Here is a 19749-nt window from a genome sequence, read left to right on the forward strand (position 1 = left end):
CAGTTACTCTTCATTTACACAAAATTTTTCACACTTCCCTTTTTAGCAACGCCTATTTACAATTTTATAGTGGTATTTAAAAAAATATTTTACCACATTCCCAATTGTTATTCAGTAAAAAATTGAATTTCATAATCGTCAACATATACAATGTCTTTATTAGAGTTCAAAACGCAAATACCTATTTTGGCTCCCTCTGTATTAACTTCAGATATGTTTTCTTCGATTTCCATTTTATACCATTTATTAACTTCTTTTACAACTGGAACTAAATCATGTCCTGACCAAAAAATATTTTTATTATTAGAATCATCAATAGAAATAAATAAAACACTTTTTTTACTTAAATCGGATAATTTAACCCAAACACTTACTTTAACTTTTTTAATTGGATTAGGACTGATCTCACTAAAAAGTTTACTGAACCCAAAAGTATATTGATTTATTGAATCGGATTTAGAACAATAGTCACCAGTATAGCCCCAATATTTTCCAATAGTATTGCAATTTATCCAATCACCATTACCATCAATTTGAGCTTTGTAAATTGGAACAAACTCTTTATTATTTGAGCAACTTAAAGCCAGTATAACCCATGAACATAAAACGAAATATTGAATCTTTTTCATAATTTTTTTAATTTATAGATAATTTGTAATTTATTATTTGTTTGGCAAAACTAAATATTTTTTAAAAAATAATATATAAATTTACACAGTTTTTTAATTTATTTAAAAAAACTTGCTTCAATAAATGACAAAATTTAATAAAGTTATCAAATGGTGTCCGATAGAGATCATTATAATCCTAATTCTTCTTTTTCTTAATAATAATTTCTTAAAAAATGAAGATCAAAAAATAACTATAACTGGCGATGGTGTTGGATATTATGATTATCTCCCTTCTCTGTTTATTTATCATGATTTTCCTTCTAAAAATTGTAATAGTTCAGATGAATTCTCTGAAAGAATAAATAATTTAAATTTTTACTTAGATTATAAAGGGCACAAACTTAATAAATATCCATGCGGTACAGCTGTTTTCCTTTCTCCATTTTTTTATTATGCACATTTAATGGCAAATCTCCATGGATTTGATAAAAATGGATTTTCCAAGCCTTTTCAGAAATCGGTATTCTATGCAGCAATTTTTTATTTATTCTTGGCTCTTATTTTTCTAAGAAAATTTTTATCTTTATTTAATCTATCTTGGTTTAATATTGCTTTTATTCAAGTATTAGCAGTATTCTCTACTTCACTACTAAACTATACAATATACGAACCTTCTTTTAGTCACGTTTATTCGTTTTTCGCTATTACAACTTTTATGTTTTTAACAAAGTATTTTTTTCTATATAAAAAACCTAAGTATTTTTTATGGGCATGTTTTCTATTAGGACTCGTTATAATACTAAGACAAGTCAACTGTTTAATTATTTTATTTATTCCTTTTTTAGCTGGTTCTTATAAAAATTTAAAAGATGGAATATTCATAATTTTTAAAAAAAAATCAAATTTAATTATTGGATTTTTAATAATCATAAGTATCATATCTATTCAATTATTATTATGGCATTATCAAACAGGAAAGTTTTTTATTTACTCATATCAGGGAGAAAGTTTTAATTTTCTCAATCCAGCTTTTTTTAATATATTGATTAGTTATAGAAAAGGACTTTTTGTTTATGCTCCTATTACTTTTATTTCACTTTTTGGTTGTTATATTTTTATTAAAAATAAACATTTTTACCTTTTTATTACATGGCTTATTTTTTTCATTATTCTTACATACATTCTTTCTTCATGGCATAGCTGGGAATATGGTTGTAGTTATGGATTGCGTGCATACATAGATTTTTATGCAATTTTTTTTATTTTACTTGCAATATTTATTGAAAGTATCAATATATGGATTAAGCTTTTTGTGATTGTTATTTCTATTTTGACAATACCTTTAGATATTATTCAAACAAAGCAGTATAAAGAATATATTCTCCATTCCTATATAATGGATGAACAAAAATATTGGACTGTATTTTTAAGATTAGATGATCGTTTTAAAGGTCTCGTTTGGAAAAGAACATATACTTTTAATTCACAAACAACAAAAAATATATTTACTAAAATAATACCTGATACACGAATTGAGCCAAATGTCAATAAACAATTATTCTTTGAATACAGTAATAATATAAAAGGGTTTGATAGAACTAATATTATACAAGTATCATTTGACAATGAATTTTGTTCTGAACAAGATGAACGAGTTGAATTAACAATAAATGATTCTTTAAACAATAAATGCTATTATTATCATAATCCTCCATTAATTCATTTCGAGGAAAATGGACTTAATAAATTTCAACAGGGTGTATATAATTATGAGCTAGAATCTATAAACAAAGATAACAATAAGAAAATTTGTTTGAAAATATTTTCTAAAGACAAAGAAGTAATATTGAAAAATATTAAAATAAAATTTTTAGAATATCATATATAAAATATCTTGCTTTTCTTATCTTCTTTAACTCATTAATTAAATATCATCTGATTATTTTTAAACAGCTTTGTAATATTTCCGTTTTTCTCTTCAATAACTTTAAAAACATTGTTATTACTCTCTCTCACTAACAAATTATCCACATAAATTGGTTTTGTGGATTCATCTTTCCCTTTAACAAGAATAGCAATTATATGTGAAGCATCCTTTATTTTAAATTTAATTTCTACCAAAGACCAGTTACCATTAATACATTGGCTTGAACAAGGATCAATAATATATGTCCATTCTGAGCCCTCGCCCTCTCCTTCTTGTATAATAGCACAACTACTAACCATATCCTGCCCGAAATTTTCTCCATCGTTATACATCCAGAAACTTGCAATATATTCTTTTTCGGTATTTAAAGTATTCGGTGGAATTTCTCCAAATTTATTGTAGTCTTTCAATTTACCAGAGTATGCCCCTTTCCCTTCAATGCAAGTATCATTTTGTTTATCTTCAAAACCATTAAAATAAATAAAGGATGAAGTATCATTTACAAGAAATCCTTTTTTCATTTTTAACGAATTTCTGATTTTATTAAAATTATTTATTTCTTCCTGGGCAGTATTTTCAAATAGTTTATCAAATGAAAGAGAACATAAAGTGTACATTTCACTTTTGTAAATCATTTCCGATTTATCAAGATAGTATTGTTCATACTCGTTTAACTGTTCATTACTGTATATTAATAAAAATTTCTTTTTCGAATTCAAATCATTTAATATATTCTTTTTGTAATATCCCGGTGACAGAAGTTGCATAAAATTCTTAGCTTGCCAAATAGATGAACGAGTAGTATTTTGCGTTATCATAGGCAATTTATTATAGAAAGAAAAAATTTCAGATATCAGATATATCGAACTTCCTTCAGGAGCACCTTTCCCATAGGTATCTGAACCTCCACAATAATATGGTAATGGTAGAATTGCCTGATAATTGTTAGAATTTATTTTATCCAATCCTTCTTTAATATTTGCAGGTATATATTTTTCATTAAAATAATTTATTGAATTAACTACCATCTCTGAAGCTTTCTTATGATAAATTAATCCTTCAATTAAATATAAAACAGGCAATACAAGAAAAAGAAACCGAAAAATATTTTTCTTCACTTTCATAATTTCATAAAAGCGCCAACATAAATATGATGCACTTACTGTCGAAACAAAATAAAAACCCCATGCAAAACGCCCTTGTGCTCGGAATTGTTTTATAATTGGATATTTTTCAGCTAACCATTGCAAATTAAATCTGTATGGAAAACCCATAGAATAAAGTAAAATAAATATACTAGAAACTAAAAGAATAAATAAATTATTATCTTCAAAAAGTTTATTAAAATATTCTCTAAAATTTTTCTTGAATATCGAACCCAAAATGATAATAAGTAAAACCAACAACATAATATCTGAGGTGAGTCCAATATATGACCAACCTTCCCAGTTTTGGTCAGGAAACTTAAAAGCTTTTTGAAATATCGGTTTTAAAGGCTCATCAATAGGAAGAAAAATAGTTTCAACCTCAGCATTAAAAAGCATAAATCCGTATGGGTTTGTCGACCTTCCTGTAACTTTATCAGTAGTTTTAATTACTATAATAAATATCAATGCAGGAATTATATACTGAAATATAATTTGAGAAATAATTCGATAATTAAATTTTTTATTTTTTTTAATATTCCAAATATACTTTAGAATATAGAATGTCATAAACAGAAAAACATTTATCATTCCAAGATAAGTATGAATAAAAAACCAAAATAAAATATTCAAAGAGGATATTATTGACCATTTCCATTTATTATTACTTTCATTATATTTTAAAAATAAATACCATGTAAGTGGTATAGAAACACTATATGATAAAAAAGGATGTGCGATGATTCGAAATATTTGTGGAGATAATACTGTAATAAAAAATGCACAAAATGCAGCAAAAAAATTATTTACTTTATACTTAATCAAAATTAAATAAAGTACTATACTTGTGAAAAGTATTGAAAATAAAAGCAGATAATTCATTATACCAATTTCATATGATAATATTGCAGGGAAAATAAACGATGTAATCTTTAAAAGACTTGTTATTGCTGGCTGACAATCGATAAAAAGAAAATTTTCTCCATATGGATAATTATTCCCATTAAAATGAAAAGATAATTTATCATGGATTTGGTAAGCAGAAGAATAAAATGATTTGATTGCATCAACACTACATCCAAGCATATATTTATTAGGAGAAAATAAAACCTGGTGATAATAAAATAATAAAAAAATTGTTATTAAACCTATATTCAAATATAATGCTGATTTTGTTTTCATCTGTTTAAAAATAAAAGCTTATGCAATATTAATAATTCTTCTTTAATATGAAATATATATATTTGTTTCAAAAAACAAAATAACACAAATGAATTCTTGTTGCATTATTGTGCCTTGTTATAATGAAGAGAAGCGATTACCTATAATTGATTTTGAAAATTTTATTTCAAATAATGAAAATTTTATTTTATTATTTGTAAATGATGGAAGTTCCGATAATACTCAGGAAGTAATTGACTCTCTCGCAAAAAAAAATCCAGAAAAAATATTTTCATATAAGTTAGAAAAAAATTCAGGTAAAGCTGAAGCTGTAAGGCAAGGTTTTATTTATGCTATTGAAAATATAAATTCAGATTATTTTTCTTACCTGGATGCCGATCTGGCAACTCCTTTAATAGAAATAAAGCGTCTGCATTCGATTATAAACAAAAATCCAAACTGGCAATTGATTTTTGGTTCCCGTTTCAAACGCCTGGGTGTAACCATTAACCGTAAAATATACAGGCATTATTTAGGACGTGTTATTGCTACTTTTATTTCGATGATTTTAAAACTTCCCATATACGATACACAATGCGGGGCTAAAATTTTCAGCAAAGAACTGGCCTCATCACTTTTCCAATTGGAATTTATCAGCCGCTGGTTATTTGATGTTGAAATTTTTGCAAGAATCATTAAACAAAAAGGGCGCGAAGCTATTTATAATATTGCATTTGAAGAACCCCTGCAGGAATGGGTTGAAGTTAGCGGATCAAAAATAAATTTTTTGGATATGATTAAAATACCTATTGAATTGATTCGAATAAAATTTAAATATAAAATTTAGCTTATTCTTCAGAAATCGTTCTATCTTTCACAAAATACAATGGCCTTCTTTTAGCTTCATTAAAAATCCTTGCAATATATTCTCCAACAATACCAATGCTTAACAACTGAATCCCTCCAATTATTAAAACCGATACCAGCATTGAAGTCCAGCCGGGAACTGTTTTGTTCAATATATATTCAATTATTGCATAAACAGAATATGCAAGCCCAATCAAGAAAACAATGAATCCTATATAAAATGAAATCCTTAATGGCTTTGATGAAAATGAAGTGATGCCATCCATTCCGAAACGAAACATTTTCTTTACTGTATACTTAGATTTTCCTGCAAATCTTGCCGATGCTTGATATTCAATAACTGTTTGTTTAAATCCCATCCAGCTTATTAAACCGCGTGTGAAGCGGTCGCGTTCTTCAAGCCGAAGAAAAGCATCAACAGCTTTGCGGGTCATTAGTCGAAAATCGGCAGCAGCAGGCTCAATACGAACATCGGAAAGTTTGTTTAATAAGTTATAAAATAATTTTGATGTTGTTTTTTTTGTAAGGGCAGTTCCTTTTGCATCTATCCGTTTTGTATTTACAATATCAAATCCTTTTTCCTGCTCTTCAATCATTAATGGAATTGCATCAGGCGGATGTTGTAAATCGGCATCCATCATAATAACAAGGTCGCCTTTAGCTTGTTGTAGTCCTGCCATTATCGCAACCTGATGTCCGAAATTTCTCGATAGCGAAATTCCTGAAACGCATTTATCTTTTTCCGCAATTTTTTTTATTTCATTAAATGTATTATCCCTGCTTCCATCATCAACAAAAATAATTTCGTAACGGAAAGAAATTTTTTGTAAGACACTTATAAGCTCGTTGTATAATGCAATAATATTTTGCTCTTCGTTAAAAGCAGGAATTACAATGCTTATAAGTTTTTCTGATGACATAAAGATCAAAATTTATAATCCTTCTTTAAAAATATCTTTATTATTTTTTTTGTGCTCTTTTTCGTATTTAGCACAATCTACTTCTACAGAAAGCTCTTTAGCAGGTTTTTCAAAATCATCTTTTTTAATACCAAGCGATTTATCGGCATAAACTTTTTGCATATATGTAGCCCATATTGGCAATGCCATATGCGCTCCCTGTCCTAAGGTGATCGATCTGAAATGCACACTCCTGTCTTCACAACCAACCCACACACCGGTTACAAGATATGGAGTAATTCCCATAAACCATCCGTCACTCTGATTTTGCGTAGTTCCTGTTTTGCCTGCAATAGGATTGGTAAGATTATATTTATAACGAATACTTATACCTGTACCGCTCTCTACCACTCCTTTTAGAAGCATCACCATCAGGTAAGCTGTTTCTTCGCTAATTGCTTCCTGCATTTTGGGAGTGAAGGTTTCAAGAATGTTTCCATTCTTATCTTCAATTCGTGTAACAAAGATGGGATCGATATGAACTCCTTTATTGGCAAAGGTTGAAAAAGCCCCGGTCATTTCATAAACACCCAGATCAGGAGTACCAAGACAAATCGAATATACAGGCAATATTTCAGTGGTTATTCCCATTTTATGAGCAATCTTCACAACTGCTTCTGGCGAATAGCGTTTCATAAGATATGCAGAAATATAATTCACAGAATTTGCCAATGCCCATTTTAAAGTAACCATTTCGCCTTCCTTTTCATCTCCCGAATTTTTTGGTGTCCATGTTGTACCATCAGGCATATCGAACGAAACGGGAACATTAGGAACTTTTGAACATGGCGAGAATTCGCCTTCCTGCATAGCTAATGTATAAAGAAAAGGTTTGAATGTAGACCCTACCTGACGTTTACCTGAACAAACATGATCGTATTTAAAATATTTATAATTTATTCCTCCCACATAAGCACGCACATAACCTGTTTGCGGCTCAACAGACATAAGCCCTGCCTGTAAGAACCATTTGTAATAGCGAATAGAATCCATTGGGCTCATCACGGTATCATGCTCACCTTTCCATGAGAAAATCATCATGTGAGTAGGTGTATTAAAGTTTTGCCTTATTAGCGTATCGGAAAGTCCTGCTGCTTTTAAATTCCGGTATCTGTCGGAGCGCTTCATTGCCAAATCCCATAATGCTTTAATATCGCTTTGCTTCATGGTATAATCATAAGGAGCATTTTTAGCACCTTTCCAATGATTATTAAATTCTGCCTGTAATTTTTTACCGATGTATTCATCCACAGCATTCTCGGCATATTTCTGCATCTTAGAATTAATCGTGGTATAAATTTTCAATCCATCTTTATAAAGATTATACGATGTACCATCTGTTTTTTTATGTTTTTCACACCATTCGCTCATCACACCTCTAAGGTATTCCCTGAAATAAGTTGCAGCGCCTTCATTCTGGTCCTGCACTCTATATTTCTTCATATCAACTTTTTTGATACTTAACGTATCATAATCTTTCTGGTTAATATAATTGTATTTCAGCATTTGTGAAAGCACAGTGTTTCTGCGTGCTTTAGCTCTATCCGGATGATTAATGGGACTGAAATATGATGGTGCTTTCAACATACCTACCAGTAAAGCCGATTCATCAGTTGCAAGTTTAGCCGGAATTTTATTAAAATATGTTTTTGCAGCCGATTTAATTCCGAACGACTGGTTGCCAAAATCAACCGTGTTCAGATACATTGCAATAATTTCTTCTTTTGTATAATTACGTTCCAGCTTCACTGCAATGATCCATTCTTTGAATTTTCTAAACACCAGTTCAAAGAATGATGGATTTTCCTGGCGGGGAAATAAATTTTTTGCTAACTGTTGAGTAATGGTACTTCCTCCGCCGGCACCGCGATTTCCTCCAACAATATTTTTAACCAATACCCTGAAAATACTTCTGAAATCAATTCCCGAATGTTTGTTGAACCGGGCATCTTCTGTTGCTATCAATGCATTTATAAGATTCGGGGAAAGCTCGCTGTGATGAACTACAGAGCGATTTTCAATGTAATATTTTCCCAGTAATACCTGGTCGGCAGAAATTATTTCGGAAGCCAGGTTGCTTTTCGGATTTTCGAGTTCCTCGAAAGTAGGCATAAATCCAAGCAATCCATATGATGTTGAAATAAAAAGTAAAATTATAAAACAGAATACCGATATAAAAGTTATCCAGAAATTTCTGATATATTTTCTGAAATCATTTTTCCCTTCGGAATCAGAAATATCTTTTTTATTAGTGTTTTTCAGAAGTTTTGAAATTTTCATTTATTTTTCTCAATTCGTATTCCAATACTCTTAATACCTTCCAGATTATCTGTGCGCATTGCTTGTTCAAATTCAAAAGAATAAATTCCTTTTTTATGAAACCTTACATTTTTTTTGAGCAGCATCTGGTTATCTTTAATATCTCCAAGTCCTTTGCCAAGCCAGTTGCCTTTATCATCGGCAATAATACATTCTACTGTATCGATAGAAATTTTATTATCGGGATAAATGGTTGAAATAAATAAATATACATTACTGAATTTATAACTTCCCGAATTACGAAGATTAATATAAATATTATGATAAGAAAGCGTATCGTCGATCTGTACATCAAATTTTATATGCTTATCTTTATTCCAAATCCCTCCGTCAATATCTTTGAATTTGTCATAAACCCTTGATGAATCGCATGAACAAAGCACACAGGCTGAAAATAATAACAAAAAATATTTTGATAATCTTTTCATTATTTCTTTTTATCATTTTTTTTATCATCAAAACGGGTAATATCGTCCTGCCCTACTACATTTTCAAAATCAATTTTTGTTTCTTCAACATTTAAAATCAATTCTTCAACTTTTTCGGGAATAATATTTTTCTTGTTCTGTTCAATTACTTCTTTCACTTTTTCAACAGAAACAGGGAAAAAAGCATCGGAGTTGGAAGTATAGGTATACCACATGATGCCACGGAAAATATCGGTCTTCTGATGAACAGCATCGCCCATACCTGTTTTCAGAACAATTTCACTATTTGGAAAATCTTTAATGGCATCGACATATGTATCGTACTCATAATTCAAACAACATTTAAGCTTGGTACACTGGCCTGCCAGTTTCTGCGGATTGAGCGACAGTTGCTGGATACGTGCCGAATTTGTTGAAACCGATTTGAATTGTGTAAGCCATGTTGAACAACACAGTTCACGTCCGCATGAACCTATGCCGCCTAACCTGCTTGATTCCTGCCTTACACCAATTTGTTTCATCTCGATACGGATCATAAATTCTTCGGCAAGAATTTTTATCAACTCCCTGAAATCAACACGTTCTTCGGCGGTATAATAAAATATTGCTTTTGTTTTGTCGCCCTGGTATTCCACATCGCAAATTTTCATAGCAAGATTAAGTTCAACAGCAATCTTGCGGGTCCGGTTCATTGTAGATTGTTCCAGCTCTATTGCCAGAACCCATTTCTCAATGTCGGAAGATTTTGCTTTGCGATAAACTTTTTTTATTTCATCCGTATCCGGATTAATTTTTTTCTTGTGCATCTGGTACCATACCAGTTCACCTGTGAGTGATACTATTCCTATATCATGACCGGGCGATGCTTCAACAGCAACAATATCGCCAACACTCACTTCAATCCCCTGGCTTAAACGGAAAAAATCTTTACGATTATTTTTAAAACGAACTTCAATACAATCGATATTTTTTATTTGTTCCGGTAAAGGAATATTTTGTAACCAATCGTATACATCCAGTTTATTGCATCCATGTTTAAAAACGGTATCATTCTTATGCATGGGTTTGGGGTAATTCGAACAACCTCTTGATAAATATCCATTGCTACCCATAATTCATTAAATTTAATATTATATTTGGTAAGTTATAAAGGAATACAGGTATAAGAAAAATATAAATTACATCAATAAAAAACTTATGCCTCTATACCACTATACCTCATTTTAAATATTTCTATCATTAATAAGGTGCAAATTTAATAAATTTCAGGGATTATGCTTTAATTTTTATCAGTTCGGCCATTTTTAACGACAGGTCAAGGAATAAGATACGGGCATTGGCATTTCGTTCAACATGATAAACCGCATCGTTAATTTCGGAAATTATTTGTTCTTTATTCTTATCATTAAAAAAGGGTGAAAATCCCTGCGCAAAAGCATATTCCTCACCTTCGATTTTTATTAATTCCTTTGTCCCTGCTGAAAAAAGCATGATCTCACGGAACAAACGTAATGTGTTAATTAAAAATTCTTTTTGTTTTTCCCTGCCAATACGGCCAATCTCTTCAGAAAATTTTAAAAGTTCCGAAATATTTTCTTTATAGCAACTACGCATCCAATCGCGAAGTTTTACAAAATTGAAATCATCCAGCCCGTCGTTGGAAAGCCTTGCTGCTTCTATGTAATTCCCTTCTACGATATGTGAAATCTCATGAGCACGCTTTGGCGTTAGCTTATATTTTTCAATAAGCGCAGGTACCATATCTTTATTTTCGATACGTGGAATTTTAATAATTTGTGTTCGTGAAATAATTGTATTTATTACCTGTTCATGATCTTCACAAATTAAAAGAAATAAAGTTTTATCGGGTGGTTCTTCAAGTATCTTGAGCAACTTGGGGGCTGCTTTGTGATACAGTTTTTCAACCATCCAGATGATCATTATTTTGTATTCCGATTCATAAGTTTTTAATCCAAGCGTTTTAATTATCTCGTTACATTCATCGGCATTGATTATTCCCTGTTTTGTTTCCAGTCCTATTGCCCTGTACCAATCTTCAACACCTAAATAACATTCCTGTTCCAGTAATAACTCACGCCAGTCGCTCATATAGCTTGCGCTATAAGGCTTATCTCTTGTTGCTGAGATAGGGAAAACAAAATGCAAATCAGGATGCGCTAATTTTTGAAATTTTATACACGACCTGCATACTCCGCAGGAATCGTTTTCTTTTTTGTCTTCACAACAAAGGTATTGTGCATAAGCAATAGCAAGCGCCAGTTTCCCGCTTCCTTCAGGACCAAGAAATAACTGGGCATGACTAACCCTATTCTCTTTAACCGAACGAATCAATCTTTTTTTTACGTGTTCCTGTCCTACTACTTTACTGAATTGCATTTCCTGATTTATTTTTTTTGTCTTTGGTCATCCTTCGATAAACTCAGGATGACTTTGAATAAGATTACAACTTATATTATTTTTCTTACGACTCCGCCGTGGCGGACAACTTGCTACTTACTACTTACGACTTGTTACTAACTACTAAAATCAATATCCACTATTCAACCCTTGTCGTAAAATTGTTCCGCGATTATCATCAGTAATTTTTACATCATTCGGGTACAGCTTCATTTCCCAATCGCCATACATTGGATTTGGAAGCACAATAAATTTATCACCAAATTTTTCTTTGTTCTGTTCAACCAAAGAGAAGCCGAAATCATCGCCGCGTTTCTCAAATACCACATCGAAGTCGGCAATATTATCACCTACTAATAAAATAATATCGTAATCTTTTGCGACCTGCTGACGACGTTCTTCTTTACTGCTTTCTTTTGTTCTGAAAATTAAATGCGTGGTATCAGCATAAGGAAAACCAAGCGAGTCAAGGTTTTTGAGCGTTACTTTTCTTTCAGGCATTTTCCTGTTCGAGATATAAAATGTTTCTACATTTTTTGATTTTGCATAATTCAAAAATTCTTTTGCTCCGGGCAATGCCTTCGCTTTTCCTTGTCCAGTCCACTTTATCCACGTATCAGTTGAATAACCCTTGCCTGTTTCAACACATTTGATTTCAAACGGAGTGTTATCCAAAACGGTTTCGTCAATGTCAACAACAACGGCTTTCTTTTTTTGTGAATTTAAATTTTTACTTAAATAATTATCTAACCTGAGTTGTGCAATATTGTATGCCTGGTAATAACATGCTTTCATTTCTGCCGAACGCAAATACCATTCTATTGACATTACAAGATGCTGGTAATTGCTGCATTTAGCGGTATCAGCAGATGTGTTATTATTTAATCCATCTTTTCCTTTTTCAATTGTAAAAGCAACAAAAACAAATGTTACTAAAATTGAGCTTAATAATAAAATCTTTTTCATGTGTTTAAAATTTAAATTTTTATAGTTACTCGCTCGCACCCCCGATATTCATCGGGGTGCAACACTGGCTTGCTCGTGAATATCCATGCTTTTTTAACTTCACTTCATTTAATCATTTTGTTTTGGTATAAATTTTCGTTTGCATGGATATTTCATAAATAAAATTTTAATTTAATGCAAAGTAAATAAAAATGTAGAAAATTAAAATAGATGAACCGTTTAAAAAATAAAAAACCCGGCATTACCGGGCTTTTCATGATTAAAATATTTTTTATTCAACTGCTTTTTTTGAAGCACAAACTTTTGAAAACATAAATTCCCTGTTCATATGAGCAATATGCCATACCGAAATTTCTTTAGGACATTCTGCTTCGCAGCCATAAGTGTTGGAGCAGTTACCAAATCCAAGTTCATCCATTTTTGCTACCATATTTTTCACACGCATTGCAGCTTCAGGTTTTCCCTGTGGCAACATAGCCAGGTGCGAAACTTTTGCTGAAGTGAATAACATTGCCGAAGCATTCGGACAAGTTGCAATACAAGCACCACAACCCACGCATTCATTAGCTTTGAAAGCTAAATCGGCAACATGCTTTGGAACAGGTATTGAATTTGCTTCGGGAGCCGAACCTGTATCAACAGAAATATATCCGCCTGCAATAATGATTTTATCCATTGCCGAACGATCAACAATCAAATCTTTAATTACAGGAAATGGTTTTGCACGCCATGGTTCAATAACAATGGTATCGCCATCTTTATAATGATGCATCTGCAACTGGCATGTAGTAGTACCTTTTGCTGGTCCATGAGGACGTCCATTGATATATAAACCACACATTCCGCAGATACCTTCCCTGCAATCGCTATCAAAAGCAACGGGATCTTCACCCTGTTCTATCAGCTTTTCGTTGTGATAATCCAACATTTCAAGAAATGACATTTCCACTGCAACACCATCTAATGGGTATGTTACGAATTTACCTTTAGATTGGGCATCTTTCTGCCGCCAGATTTTAAGCGTGAGTTTCATATAAATTATTTTAGATTTGAGATTTACGATTTAAATACTTTCTTTAATTTTATTTTACGAATTTTTGAGATCCTTTGAGGTCATCAATACTCTCTGAATTCGCAAATCTAATCTGCCAACAGCAGACGTAAATCATCATTATTTATAATTTCTTTCTTTTAATTCAACAAAATCAAATTTCAAATCTTCTTTATTCAATACAGGGGTTTTGCCTTCGCCCTGGTATTCCCAAACAGATACATATTTAAATTCTGCATCATTACGTTTTGCTTCGCCTTCTGCTGTCTGATATTCTTCACGGAAATGTGCGCCGCATGATTCTTTTCTGCTTAACGCATCCATGCATAATAATTTTGCAACTTCAAATGAATCTTCTGTTCTCAATGCTTTGATCATTTCTGTATTGTATTCATCAAGGGTTCCGGGAACTTTTACATCGCTGAGAAATTCTTTCTTAAGTTCTTCAATTAATCCTAAAGCTTTTTTCAAACCTTCTTCAGTTCTCTTGATCCCGCAATAATCCCACATGATTTTTCCCAAACGTTTACGGAATGAAGTTACGGTTTGCTTTCCTTTTATGTTTAAAAATCTTTCTTCACGTTCGCGAACACTTTTTTCTGCTTCAACAAATTCGGGAAGATCGGTAGATATTTTCGGAGTTTTAATTTCATCAGCAAGATAATTTCCAATAGTTACCGGCAACACGAAATACCCGTCGGCAGCGCCTTGCAACAATGAACTTGCACCTAAACGGTTTGCACCATGAACCGAGAAATTACATTCTCCTATTGCGAACAGCCCGGGAACAGTGGTCTGCATGTTATAGTCAACCCATAAACCACCCATTGTGTAGTGGCCTGCAGGATAAATACGCATAGGCTCATCGTAAGGGTTGATGCCTGTCATCTTCTCATACAAATCGAAAAGATTCCCGTAACGGTCGGCAATAACTTTCTTTCCGAACTTTTTAATAGCTGCTCCGAAATCAAGATATACAGCCAATCCTGTAGCTCCAACACCAAAACCTAAGTCGCACATTTCTTTTGCCGCTCTTGAGCCAATGTCGCGTGGCACTAAGTTTCCGTAAGAAGGATATTTACGTTCGAGATAATAATCGCGTTCTTCTTCTGGAATATCATTAGGTTTGCGTGGATCTTTCTTTTGTTTGGGAACCCATACTCTACCATCGTTTCTAAGCGATTCGCTCATCAGTGTTAATTTTCCCTGGTAAGGATTTAACTGTGGAATACATGATGGATGTATTTGAATGAAGCACGGGTTTGCCCAACCGGCGCCTTTTTTAAATGCAAGATATTGTGCCGATGCATTGGAATTAATTGCCAATGTTGACAAATAATAAATTGTTCCATAACCTCCGGTAGCAAGAACAACAGCATGTGCAGAATGTTTTTCTATTTCGCCGGAAATCAAATTACGAGTAATGATTCCGCGTGCTTTTCCGTCTATCAATACTAATTCCAACATCTCACGACGTGAATACATAGTGATTTTTCCTTTTGATATCTGGCGTGCCATTGCAGTATATCCTGCCAACAAGCACTGCTGGCCAGTTTGCCCTGATGCATAAAAAGTACGGGAAACCTGTACGCCACCGAACGAACGTGTTGTAAGGCTGCCGCCATATTCTCTTGCAAATGGTAAACCTGCAGCAGTCATCTGGTCGATAACATTGTTGCTCACTTCAGCACAACGGTAAACATCGGCTTCGCGTGCACGAAAATCGCCACCTTTAAGCATATCATAAAACAAGCGGTAATCGCTGTCGCCATCATGCTTGTAATTTTTTGCAGCATTGATACCTCCCTGAGCCGCTACGGAATGAGCTCTACGCGGAGTATCCTGAAAACAAAAACATTTTACATTATAACCTAACTCAGCTAAGGTTGCAGCAGCGGGGCCTCCGGCAACTCCTGTTCCAACCACAATAACATCGAGCTTATTTTTATTTGCCGGGTTAACAAGCTTGCAGGTTGATTTGTACTTCGACCATTTCTCTGCTAATGGGCCTTCCGGGGTTTTTGAATCTAATTTAAGCATAATATGTTTTTTTATAATGGGGAGTGAAATTTATGCGTTATAGGAAGTCATCAAATTTGCAATCCCGAAATTTTTTATAACGTATTAATGAACATTTTTATTAATTGTAAAAAAACTGGAAATAAATTGGGATGATGATAAAACCGCCGGCAACAACAATAGCATATATACTACTGAATGCTTTAACACACGGAGTGTATTTATCATGGTTTAATCCCAGGGTTTGAAATGCTGATTGCAGTGAATGATTCAGGTGTAATCCGAGAATTATCAAAAGAATAATATAAATTACACAATATAAAGGAGACTGAAATAAGTTGATCGCCATGTGATAAAAATCATGTTTCCCTTCTGCACCTTCAGGAACAGGTACCCAACCTAATTTCACAAAATAAAAATTCATAAAATGAATAGCAAGGAAAATAAAAATGATAAGCCCTGTCCATATCATATATTTTGAAAAGAATGATGTTTCGGATTTATTGCACTTAGCATATCCGATAGGTCGCGATGCCCAATTCTTCAGGGTCAGAATTATTCCAAACAAAATATGAATCATAATTCCGCCAAAAAGAACGATCTCAAAAACTTTCACAATATAATTTGTACTCATAAAATCGGCCGCCGCCGAAAACCATTCGCCATTATCGTTACGCAACAGGCAAAGATTAATACCAAGGTGAACCAGCAGGAATAACAGCAGGAATAATCCTGCGCAAGCCATAACGATTTTTTTAGTAATCGAAGAAAATTTTAATAATGAGTTGTCCATGTTCATAAAGAATTTAACTAAATCAAACTATTGGGATTTATTTAAAAAAATTGTTTATTTGTGAAAGATTTTGTCAGTTTAATCAGAGCAAAGTTATAAGTTGAATTTAATTTTCCAAAGAATAATTGAAAAAAATTTTACCTTTAATAATCTAAACCCGGAAAAATATGAAATATTTACCAATAAATCCAAAGCTGTTCATATCGAACAGAGAGCGTTTCAGAAAGGAACTTAAACCAAACTCTTTTGCCATATTCAATTCCAGCGACGAGATGCCACGTAACGGAGACCAGGACCATCCTTTCAGACAAAGCTCCGATTTTTTTTATCTCACCGGTATCGACCAGGCAAAAAGTGTATTATTTATTTTCCCTGATTGTCCGCTTGAAAAATATCGTGAAGCATTATTTGTTGAAGAAACTAACGACTACATAGCTGTCTGGTATGGGAAAAAATATTCTAAAGAAGAAGCAACAGAAGTTTCAGGAATAAAAAATGTTTTCTGGCTCGACAGTTTTGATACGGCATTAAAAGAAGTAATGGCGGCCTGCGAATATGTTTACCTGAATGCCAATGAAAATCCGCGTTATTCAAACCCTGTCCCTTACTGTGATATCCGTTTCAATAAACATCTTACACAAAAATATCCTGCCCATAAATATGAACGCTCAGCTCCTATAGTAAGCAGGCTGCGCATGATAAAATCCAGCATAGAAATCGATTTACTGAAAGAAGCTATAAGTATTACAGAAAAAGCATTCCGGCGTTTACTTGGATTTACTAAACCCGGTGTGATGGAATACGAAGTGGAAGCAGAAATAACTCATGAGTTCATCCGCAACCGTGCCAATGGTCATGCTTATTATCCTATAGTTGCATCGGGCAAGGGCGCATGTGTGCTTCATTATATTGAAAACAACAAAGAATGCAAAGACGGCGATTTGCTTCTTCTTGATTTTGGCGCTGAATACGCTAATTATGCTGCCGACCTTTCTCGCACCATTCCTGTTAACGGAAAATTTTCTCCCCGGCAGAAAGATGTTTACAATGCCTGCCTTCGTGTGATGAAAGCTGCAATAAAAATGCTTGTCCCCGGAACCACTATTGATGCATACCATACTGAAGTTTGCAAAGTGATGGATAAGGAACTTGTTGGTTTGGGATTATATACTGAAGAAAATGTGAAAAAACAGGATGCTGCAAAGCCTTTGTTTTTCAAGTATTACATGCATGGCACTTCGCATTACATCGGACTTGATGTTCACGACGTAGGAACAAAACAGGATGTGATAAAACCCGGAATGTTGTTTTCATGCGAACCCGGAATTTACATACAGGAAGAAGGTATCGGAATACGAATTGAAAACGATATTCTAATTACTGAAAATGGCAATATCGACCTAATGGCAAGCATTCCTATAGAAGTGGATGAGATTGAAAAGTTGATGAAGAAGTAGACAAGTTGAAAAGGCATAAGGCATAAGCATAAGGTGGGTTCAAAATTATTTCTTTGCGTCTCTGCGTTCTCCTGAGGCGAATTGCGCGAAACTGTGAAATAGCAAATATCTTAGTGAAACTTAGTGACCTTAGTGTCTTAGTGGTAAAAAATAATACTAATTAAATAAAAATAAAATATGTTCGATTCAAAAATTTACATCAAAAGAAGAAAGTTGCTGAAAAATGAATTTTCAAGCGGTATCCTTTTATTTTTAGGCAATACCGAATTGCCCATGAACTATCCTCAGAACACATTTCATTTCAGGCAGGACAGCACCTTCCTGTATTTCTTTGGAATGGATGAACCCGGCCTTGGAGCGATTATAGACATTGACAACAACAAAGAAATAATTTTTGGCAATGATGTGGATATTGAAGATGTCATCTGGACTGGCCCTCTGCCTATGCTGAAAGACAAAATTGAAAAAGTTGGCGTTACTGAATGTGCGCCATTTTCTAAGTTTTCAGAATATGTTGAAGAAGCAAAAAATGCAAATCGGAAAATTCATTTTCTGCCTCCATATCATCCGAACAACCAGATTTTATTAAATACAATTCTGGGAATTCCCTTCGGAAAACTGAAAGAAGAAGCTTCGCTCGAATTCATACATGCTGTTGTTAAACTCCGCTCTGTTAAAGGAAAAGAAGAGATCAAAGAAATTGAAAGCGGAATGAAGACCGCATACAAAATGTTTACCAAAGCCATGAAAATGGCGAAACCCGGAATGTTTGAATACGAAGTGGCAGGAATAATGGAAGGTATTGCGCGTTCGAAAAATGGTTCGTTATCTTTCCCTACAATTCTTTCTGTTCGCGGCGAAATATTGCACGGACATTATCACAACAACCAAATGAAAGATGGCGATTTATTATTGATCGATGCAGGATTTGAAACGGTAAATGGTTATGCAACCGACCACACACGCGTGGTTCCGGTGAATGGAAAATTTTCAGAGAAGCAAAAAGAAATTTATCAGATCGTTCTCGATTCGCAGCTTGCCGCAATCGACGCCATAAAGCCCGGAGTTACCTATCAAAGTATTCATTTGCTTTCATGCAAAGTAATTGCACAGGGTTTGAAAAATTTAGGTTTGATGAAAGGCGATGTTGATGAAGCCGTGAAAGCCGGAGCACATGCTTTCTTCCTGCCTCACGGATTGGGACATATGATGGGATTGGATGTTCACGACATGGAAGATATCGGACAAATTTATGTTGGCTATGATGATGAAGTTCGCCCGATTGATCAGTTCGGAACAGCCTATCTGCGTATGGGAAGAAGACTTGAACCCGGATTTGTTCTTACCGTTGAACCCGGAATTTATTTTATTCCCGAATTATTCAATTTATGGAAATCGGAAAATAAATTTACTGAATACATTAATTATAACAAGGTAGAAGAATATCTCGGCTTTGGCGGTATTCGTATCGAAGACGATGTTCTTGTAACTGAAGATGGACACAAAGTTTTAGGAAAACCCATTCCGAAAACGATTGATGAAGTTGAAGCCTTGATGAAATAATTATAAATTATCACTAGCGTTGCGTCTTAGTTAGAACATTTTCAATTGATTACATGACTGTTCTT

General features: G+C 33.3%; 15 protein-coding genes. 4 read left to right on the top strand and 11 right to left on the bottom strand.

Annotated elements, in window-relative coordinates; translation table 11 throughout:
• Nucleotides 1-107 precede the first annotated feature (107 nt).
• On the bottom strand, nt 108-629 hold the full coding sequence (locus PKK00_05975) for a hypothetical protein (protein ID HNW97941.1): 522 nt from the start codon (nt 627-629) through the stop codon (nt 108-110).
• A gap of 124 nt (nt 630-753) precedes the next feature.
• Here PKK00_05975 and PKK00_05980 point away from each other — a divergent pair, with 124 nt between their 5' ends.
• Nucleotides 754-2499, top strand: a complete 1746-nt coding sequence (locus PKK00_05980) for a hypothetical protein (protein HNW97942.1) — start codon at nt 754-756, stop codon at nt 2497-2499.
• Nucleotides 2500-2531: 32 nt separating this feature from the next.
• On the opposite strand, the gene PKK00_05985 is transcribed toward PKK00_05980, so the two are convergent.
• Complete coding sequence (locus PKK00_05985) at nt 2532-4865, bottom strand: hypothetical protein (GenBank protein ID HNW97943.1); 2334 nt, start codon at nt 4863-4865, stop codon at nt 2532-2534.
• A gap of 88 nt (nt 4866-4953) precedes the next feature.
• Here PKK00_05985 and PKK00_05990 point away from each other — a divergent pair, with 88 nt between their 5' ends.
• Complete coding sequence (locus PKK00_05990) at nt 4954-5691, top strand: glycosyltransferase family 2 protein (protein ID HNW97944.1); 738 nt, start codon at nt 4954-4956, stop codon at nt 5689-5691.
• Nucleotide 5692: 1 nt separating this feature from the next.
• Here the strand turns inward: PKK00_05990 and PKK00_05995 are convergent, their stop codons facing one another.
• From PKK00_05995 to PKK00_06035, 9 genes are all read right to left on the bottom strand, one after another.
• Nucleotides 5693-6631 carry a glycosyltransferase family 2 protein gene (locus tag PKK00_05995; GenBank protein HNW97945.1) on the bottom strand — a complete coding sequence of 313 codons (939 nt, stop codon included), beginning with the start codon at nt 6629-6631 and terminating at the stop codon, nt 5693-5695.
• A gap of 12 nt (nt 6632-6643) precedes the next feature.
• Entirely contained in the window at nt 6644-8950 is a 2307-nt protein-coding gene (locus tag PKK00_06000; protein HNW97946.1) for a PBP1A family penicillin-binding protein, read from the bottom strand.
• Entirely contained in the window at nt 8947-9417 is a 471-nt protein-coding gene (locus tag PKK00_06005) for a gliding motility lipoprotein GldH (protein ID HNW97947.1), read from the bottom strand. Before PKK00_06005 ends, PKK00_06000 begins: the two co-directional genes overlap by 4 nt.
• A complete protein-coding gene (gene ricT / locus PKK00_06010; protein HNW97948.1) occupies nt 9417-10529 on the bottom strand; it encodes a regulatory iron-sulfur-containing complex subunit RicT in 1113 nt (370 codons plus the stop codon). The genes PKK00_06005 and ricT overlap by 1 nt, the downstream gene beginning before the upstream one ends.
• Nucleotides 10530-10689: 160 nt before the next feature.
• A complete protein-coding gene (locus tag PKK00_06015; GenBank protein ID HNW97949.1) occupies nt 10690-11814 on the bottom strand; it encodes a DNA polymerase III subunit delta in 1125 nt (374 codons plus the stop codon).
• A gap of 150 nt (nt 11815-11964) precedes the next feature.
• Nucleotides 11965-12801 carry a 5'-nucleotidase, lipoprotein e(P4) family gene (locus PKK00_06020; protein ID HNW97950.1) on the bottom strand — a complete coding sequence of 279 codons (837 nt, stop codon included), beginning with the start codon at nt 12799-12801 and terminating at the stop codon, nt 11965-11967.
• Nucleotides 12802-13072: 271 nt separating this feature from the next.
• Nucleotides 13073-13834, bottom strand: a complete 762-nt coding sequence (locus tag PKK00_06025; GenBank protein HNW97951.1) for a succinate dehydrogenase/fumarate reductase iron-sulfur subunit — start codon at nt 13832-13834, stop codon at nt 13073-13075.
• 138 nt (nt 13835-13972) lie between these two features.
• Nucleotides 13973-15892, bottom strand: coding sequence for a fumarate reductase/succinate dehydrogenase flavoprotein subunit (locus PKK00_06030; GenBank protein HNW97952.1), 1920 nt, complete (start codon nt 15890-15892; stop codon nt 13973-13975).
• A 100-nt stretch (nt 15893-15992) separates the two neighbouring features.
• Entirely contained in the window at nt 15993-16664 is a 672-nt protein-coding gene (locus PKK00_06035; protein HNW97953.1) for a succinate dehydrogenase cytochrome b subunit, read from the bottom strand.
• Nucleotides 16665-16831: 167 nt separating this feature from the next.
• On the opposite strand from PKK00_06035, the gene PKK00_06040 reads away from it, so the two are divergent.
• On the top strand, nt 16832-18121 hold the full coding sequence (locus PKK00_06040; protein HNW97954.1) for an aminopeptidase P N-terminal domain-containing protein: 1290 nt from the start codon (nt 16832-16834) through the stop codon (nt 18119-18121).
• Nucleotides 18122-18298: 177 nt separating this feature from the next.
• Nucleotides 18299-19684 (top strand): aminopeptidase P family protein, encoded by a 1386-nt coding sequence (locus tag PKK00_06045; protein ID HNW97955.1) that lies wholly within the window; start codon nt 18299-18301, stop codon nt 19682-19684.
• Nucleotides 19685-19749: the final 65 nt, after the last annotated feature.

It is taken from the genome of Bacteroidales bacterium, from assembly GCA_035353855.1.
Classification (GTDB): domain Bacteria; phylum Bacteroidota; class Bacteroidia; order Bacteroidales; family CG2-30-32-10; genus DAOQAK01.

What these genes read in the sequence shown, in the direction of transcription:
- PKK00_05975 (HNW97941.1), bottom strand. Translation starts at nt 629, where the DNA reads ATGAAAAAGATTCAATATTTCGTTTTATGTTCATGGGTTATACTGGCT.
- PKK00_05980 (HNW97942.1), top strand. Translation starts at nt 754, where the DNA reads ATGACAAAATTTAATAAAGTTATCAAATGGTGTCCGATAGAGATCATT.
- PKK00_05985 (HNW97943.1), bottom strand. Translation starts at nt 4,865, where the DNA reads ATGAAAACAAAATCAGCATTATATTTGAATATAGGTTTAATAACAATT.
- PKK00_05990 (HNW97944.1), top strand. Translation starts at nt 4,954, where the DNA reads ATGAATTCTTGTTGCATTATTGTGCCTTGTTATAATGAAGAGAAGCGA.
- PKK00_05995 (HNW97945.1), bottom strand. Translation starts at nt 6,631, where the DNA reads ATGTCATCAGAAAAACTTATAAGCATTGTAATTCCTGCTTTTAACGAA.
- PKK00_06000 (HNW97946.1), bottom strand. Translation starts at nt 8,950, where the DNA reads ATGAAAATTTCAAAACTTCTGAAAAACACTAATAAAAAAGATATTTCT.
- PKK00_06005 (HNW97947.1), bottom strand. Translation starts at nt 9,417, where the DNA reads ATGAAAAGATTATCAAAATATTTTTTGTTATTATTTTCAGCCTGTGTG.
- ricT (HNW97948.1), bottom strand. Translation starts at nt 10,529, where the DNA reads ATGGGTAGCAATGGATATTTATCAAGAGGTTGTTCGAATTACCCCAAA.
- PKK00_06015 (HNW97949.1), bottom strand. Translation starts at nt 11,814, where the DNA reads ATGCAATTCAGTAAAGTAGTAGGACAGGAACACGTAAAAAAAAGATTG.
- PKK00_06020 (HNW97950.1), bottom strand. Translation starts at nt 12,801, where the DNA reads ATGAAAAAGATTTTATTATTAAGCTCAATTTTAGTAACATTTGTTTTT.
- PKK00_06025 (HNW97951.1), bottom strand. Translation starts at nt 13,834, where the DNA reads ATGAAACTCACGCTTAAAATCTGGCGGCAGAAAGATGCCCAATCTAAA.
- PKK00_06030 (HNW97952.1), bottom strand. Translation starts at nt 15,892, where the DNA reads ATGCTTAAATTAGATTCAAAAACCCCGGAAGGCCCATTAGCAGAGAAA.
- PKK00_06035 (HNW97953.1), bottom strand. Translation starts at nt 16,664, where the DNA reads ATGGACAACTCATTATTAAAATTTTCTTCGATTACTAAAAAAATCGTT.
- PKK00_06040 (HNW97954.1), top strand. Translation starts at nt 16,832, where the DNA reads ATGAAATATTTACCAATAAATCCAAAGCTGTTCATATCGAACAGAGAG.
- PKK00_06045 (HNW97955.1), top strand. Translation starts at nt 18,299, where the DNA reads ATGTTCGATTCAAAAATTTACATCAAAAGAAGAAAGTTGCTGAAAAAT.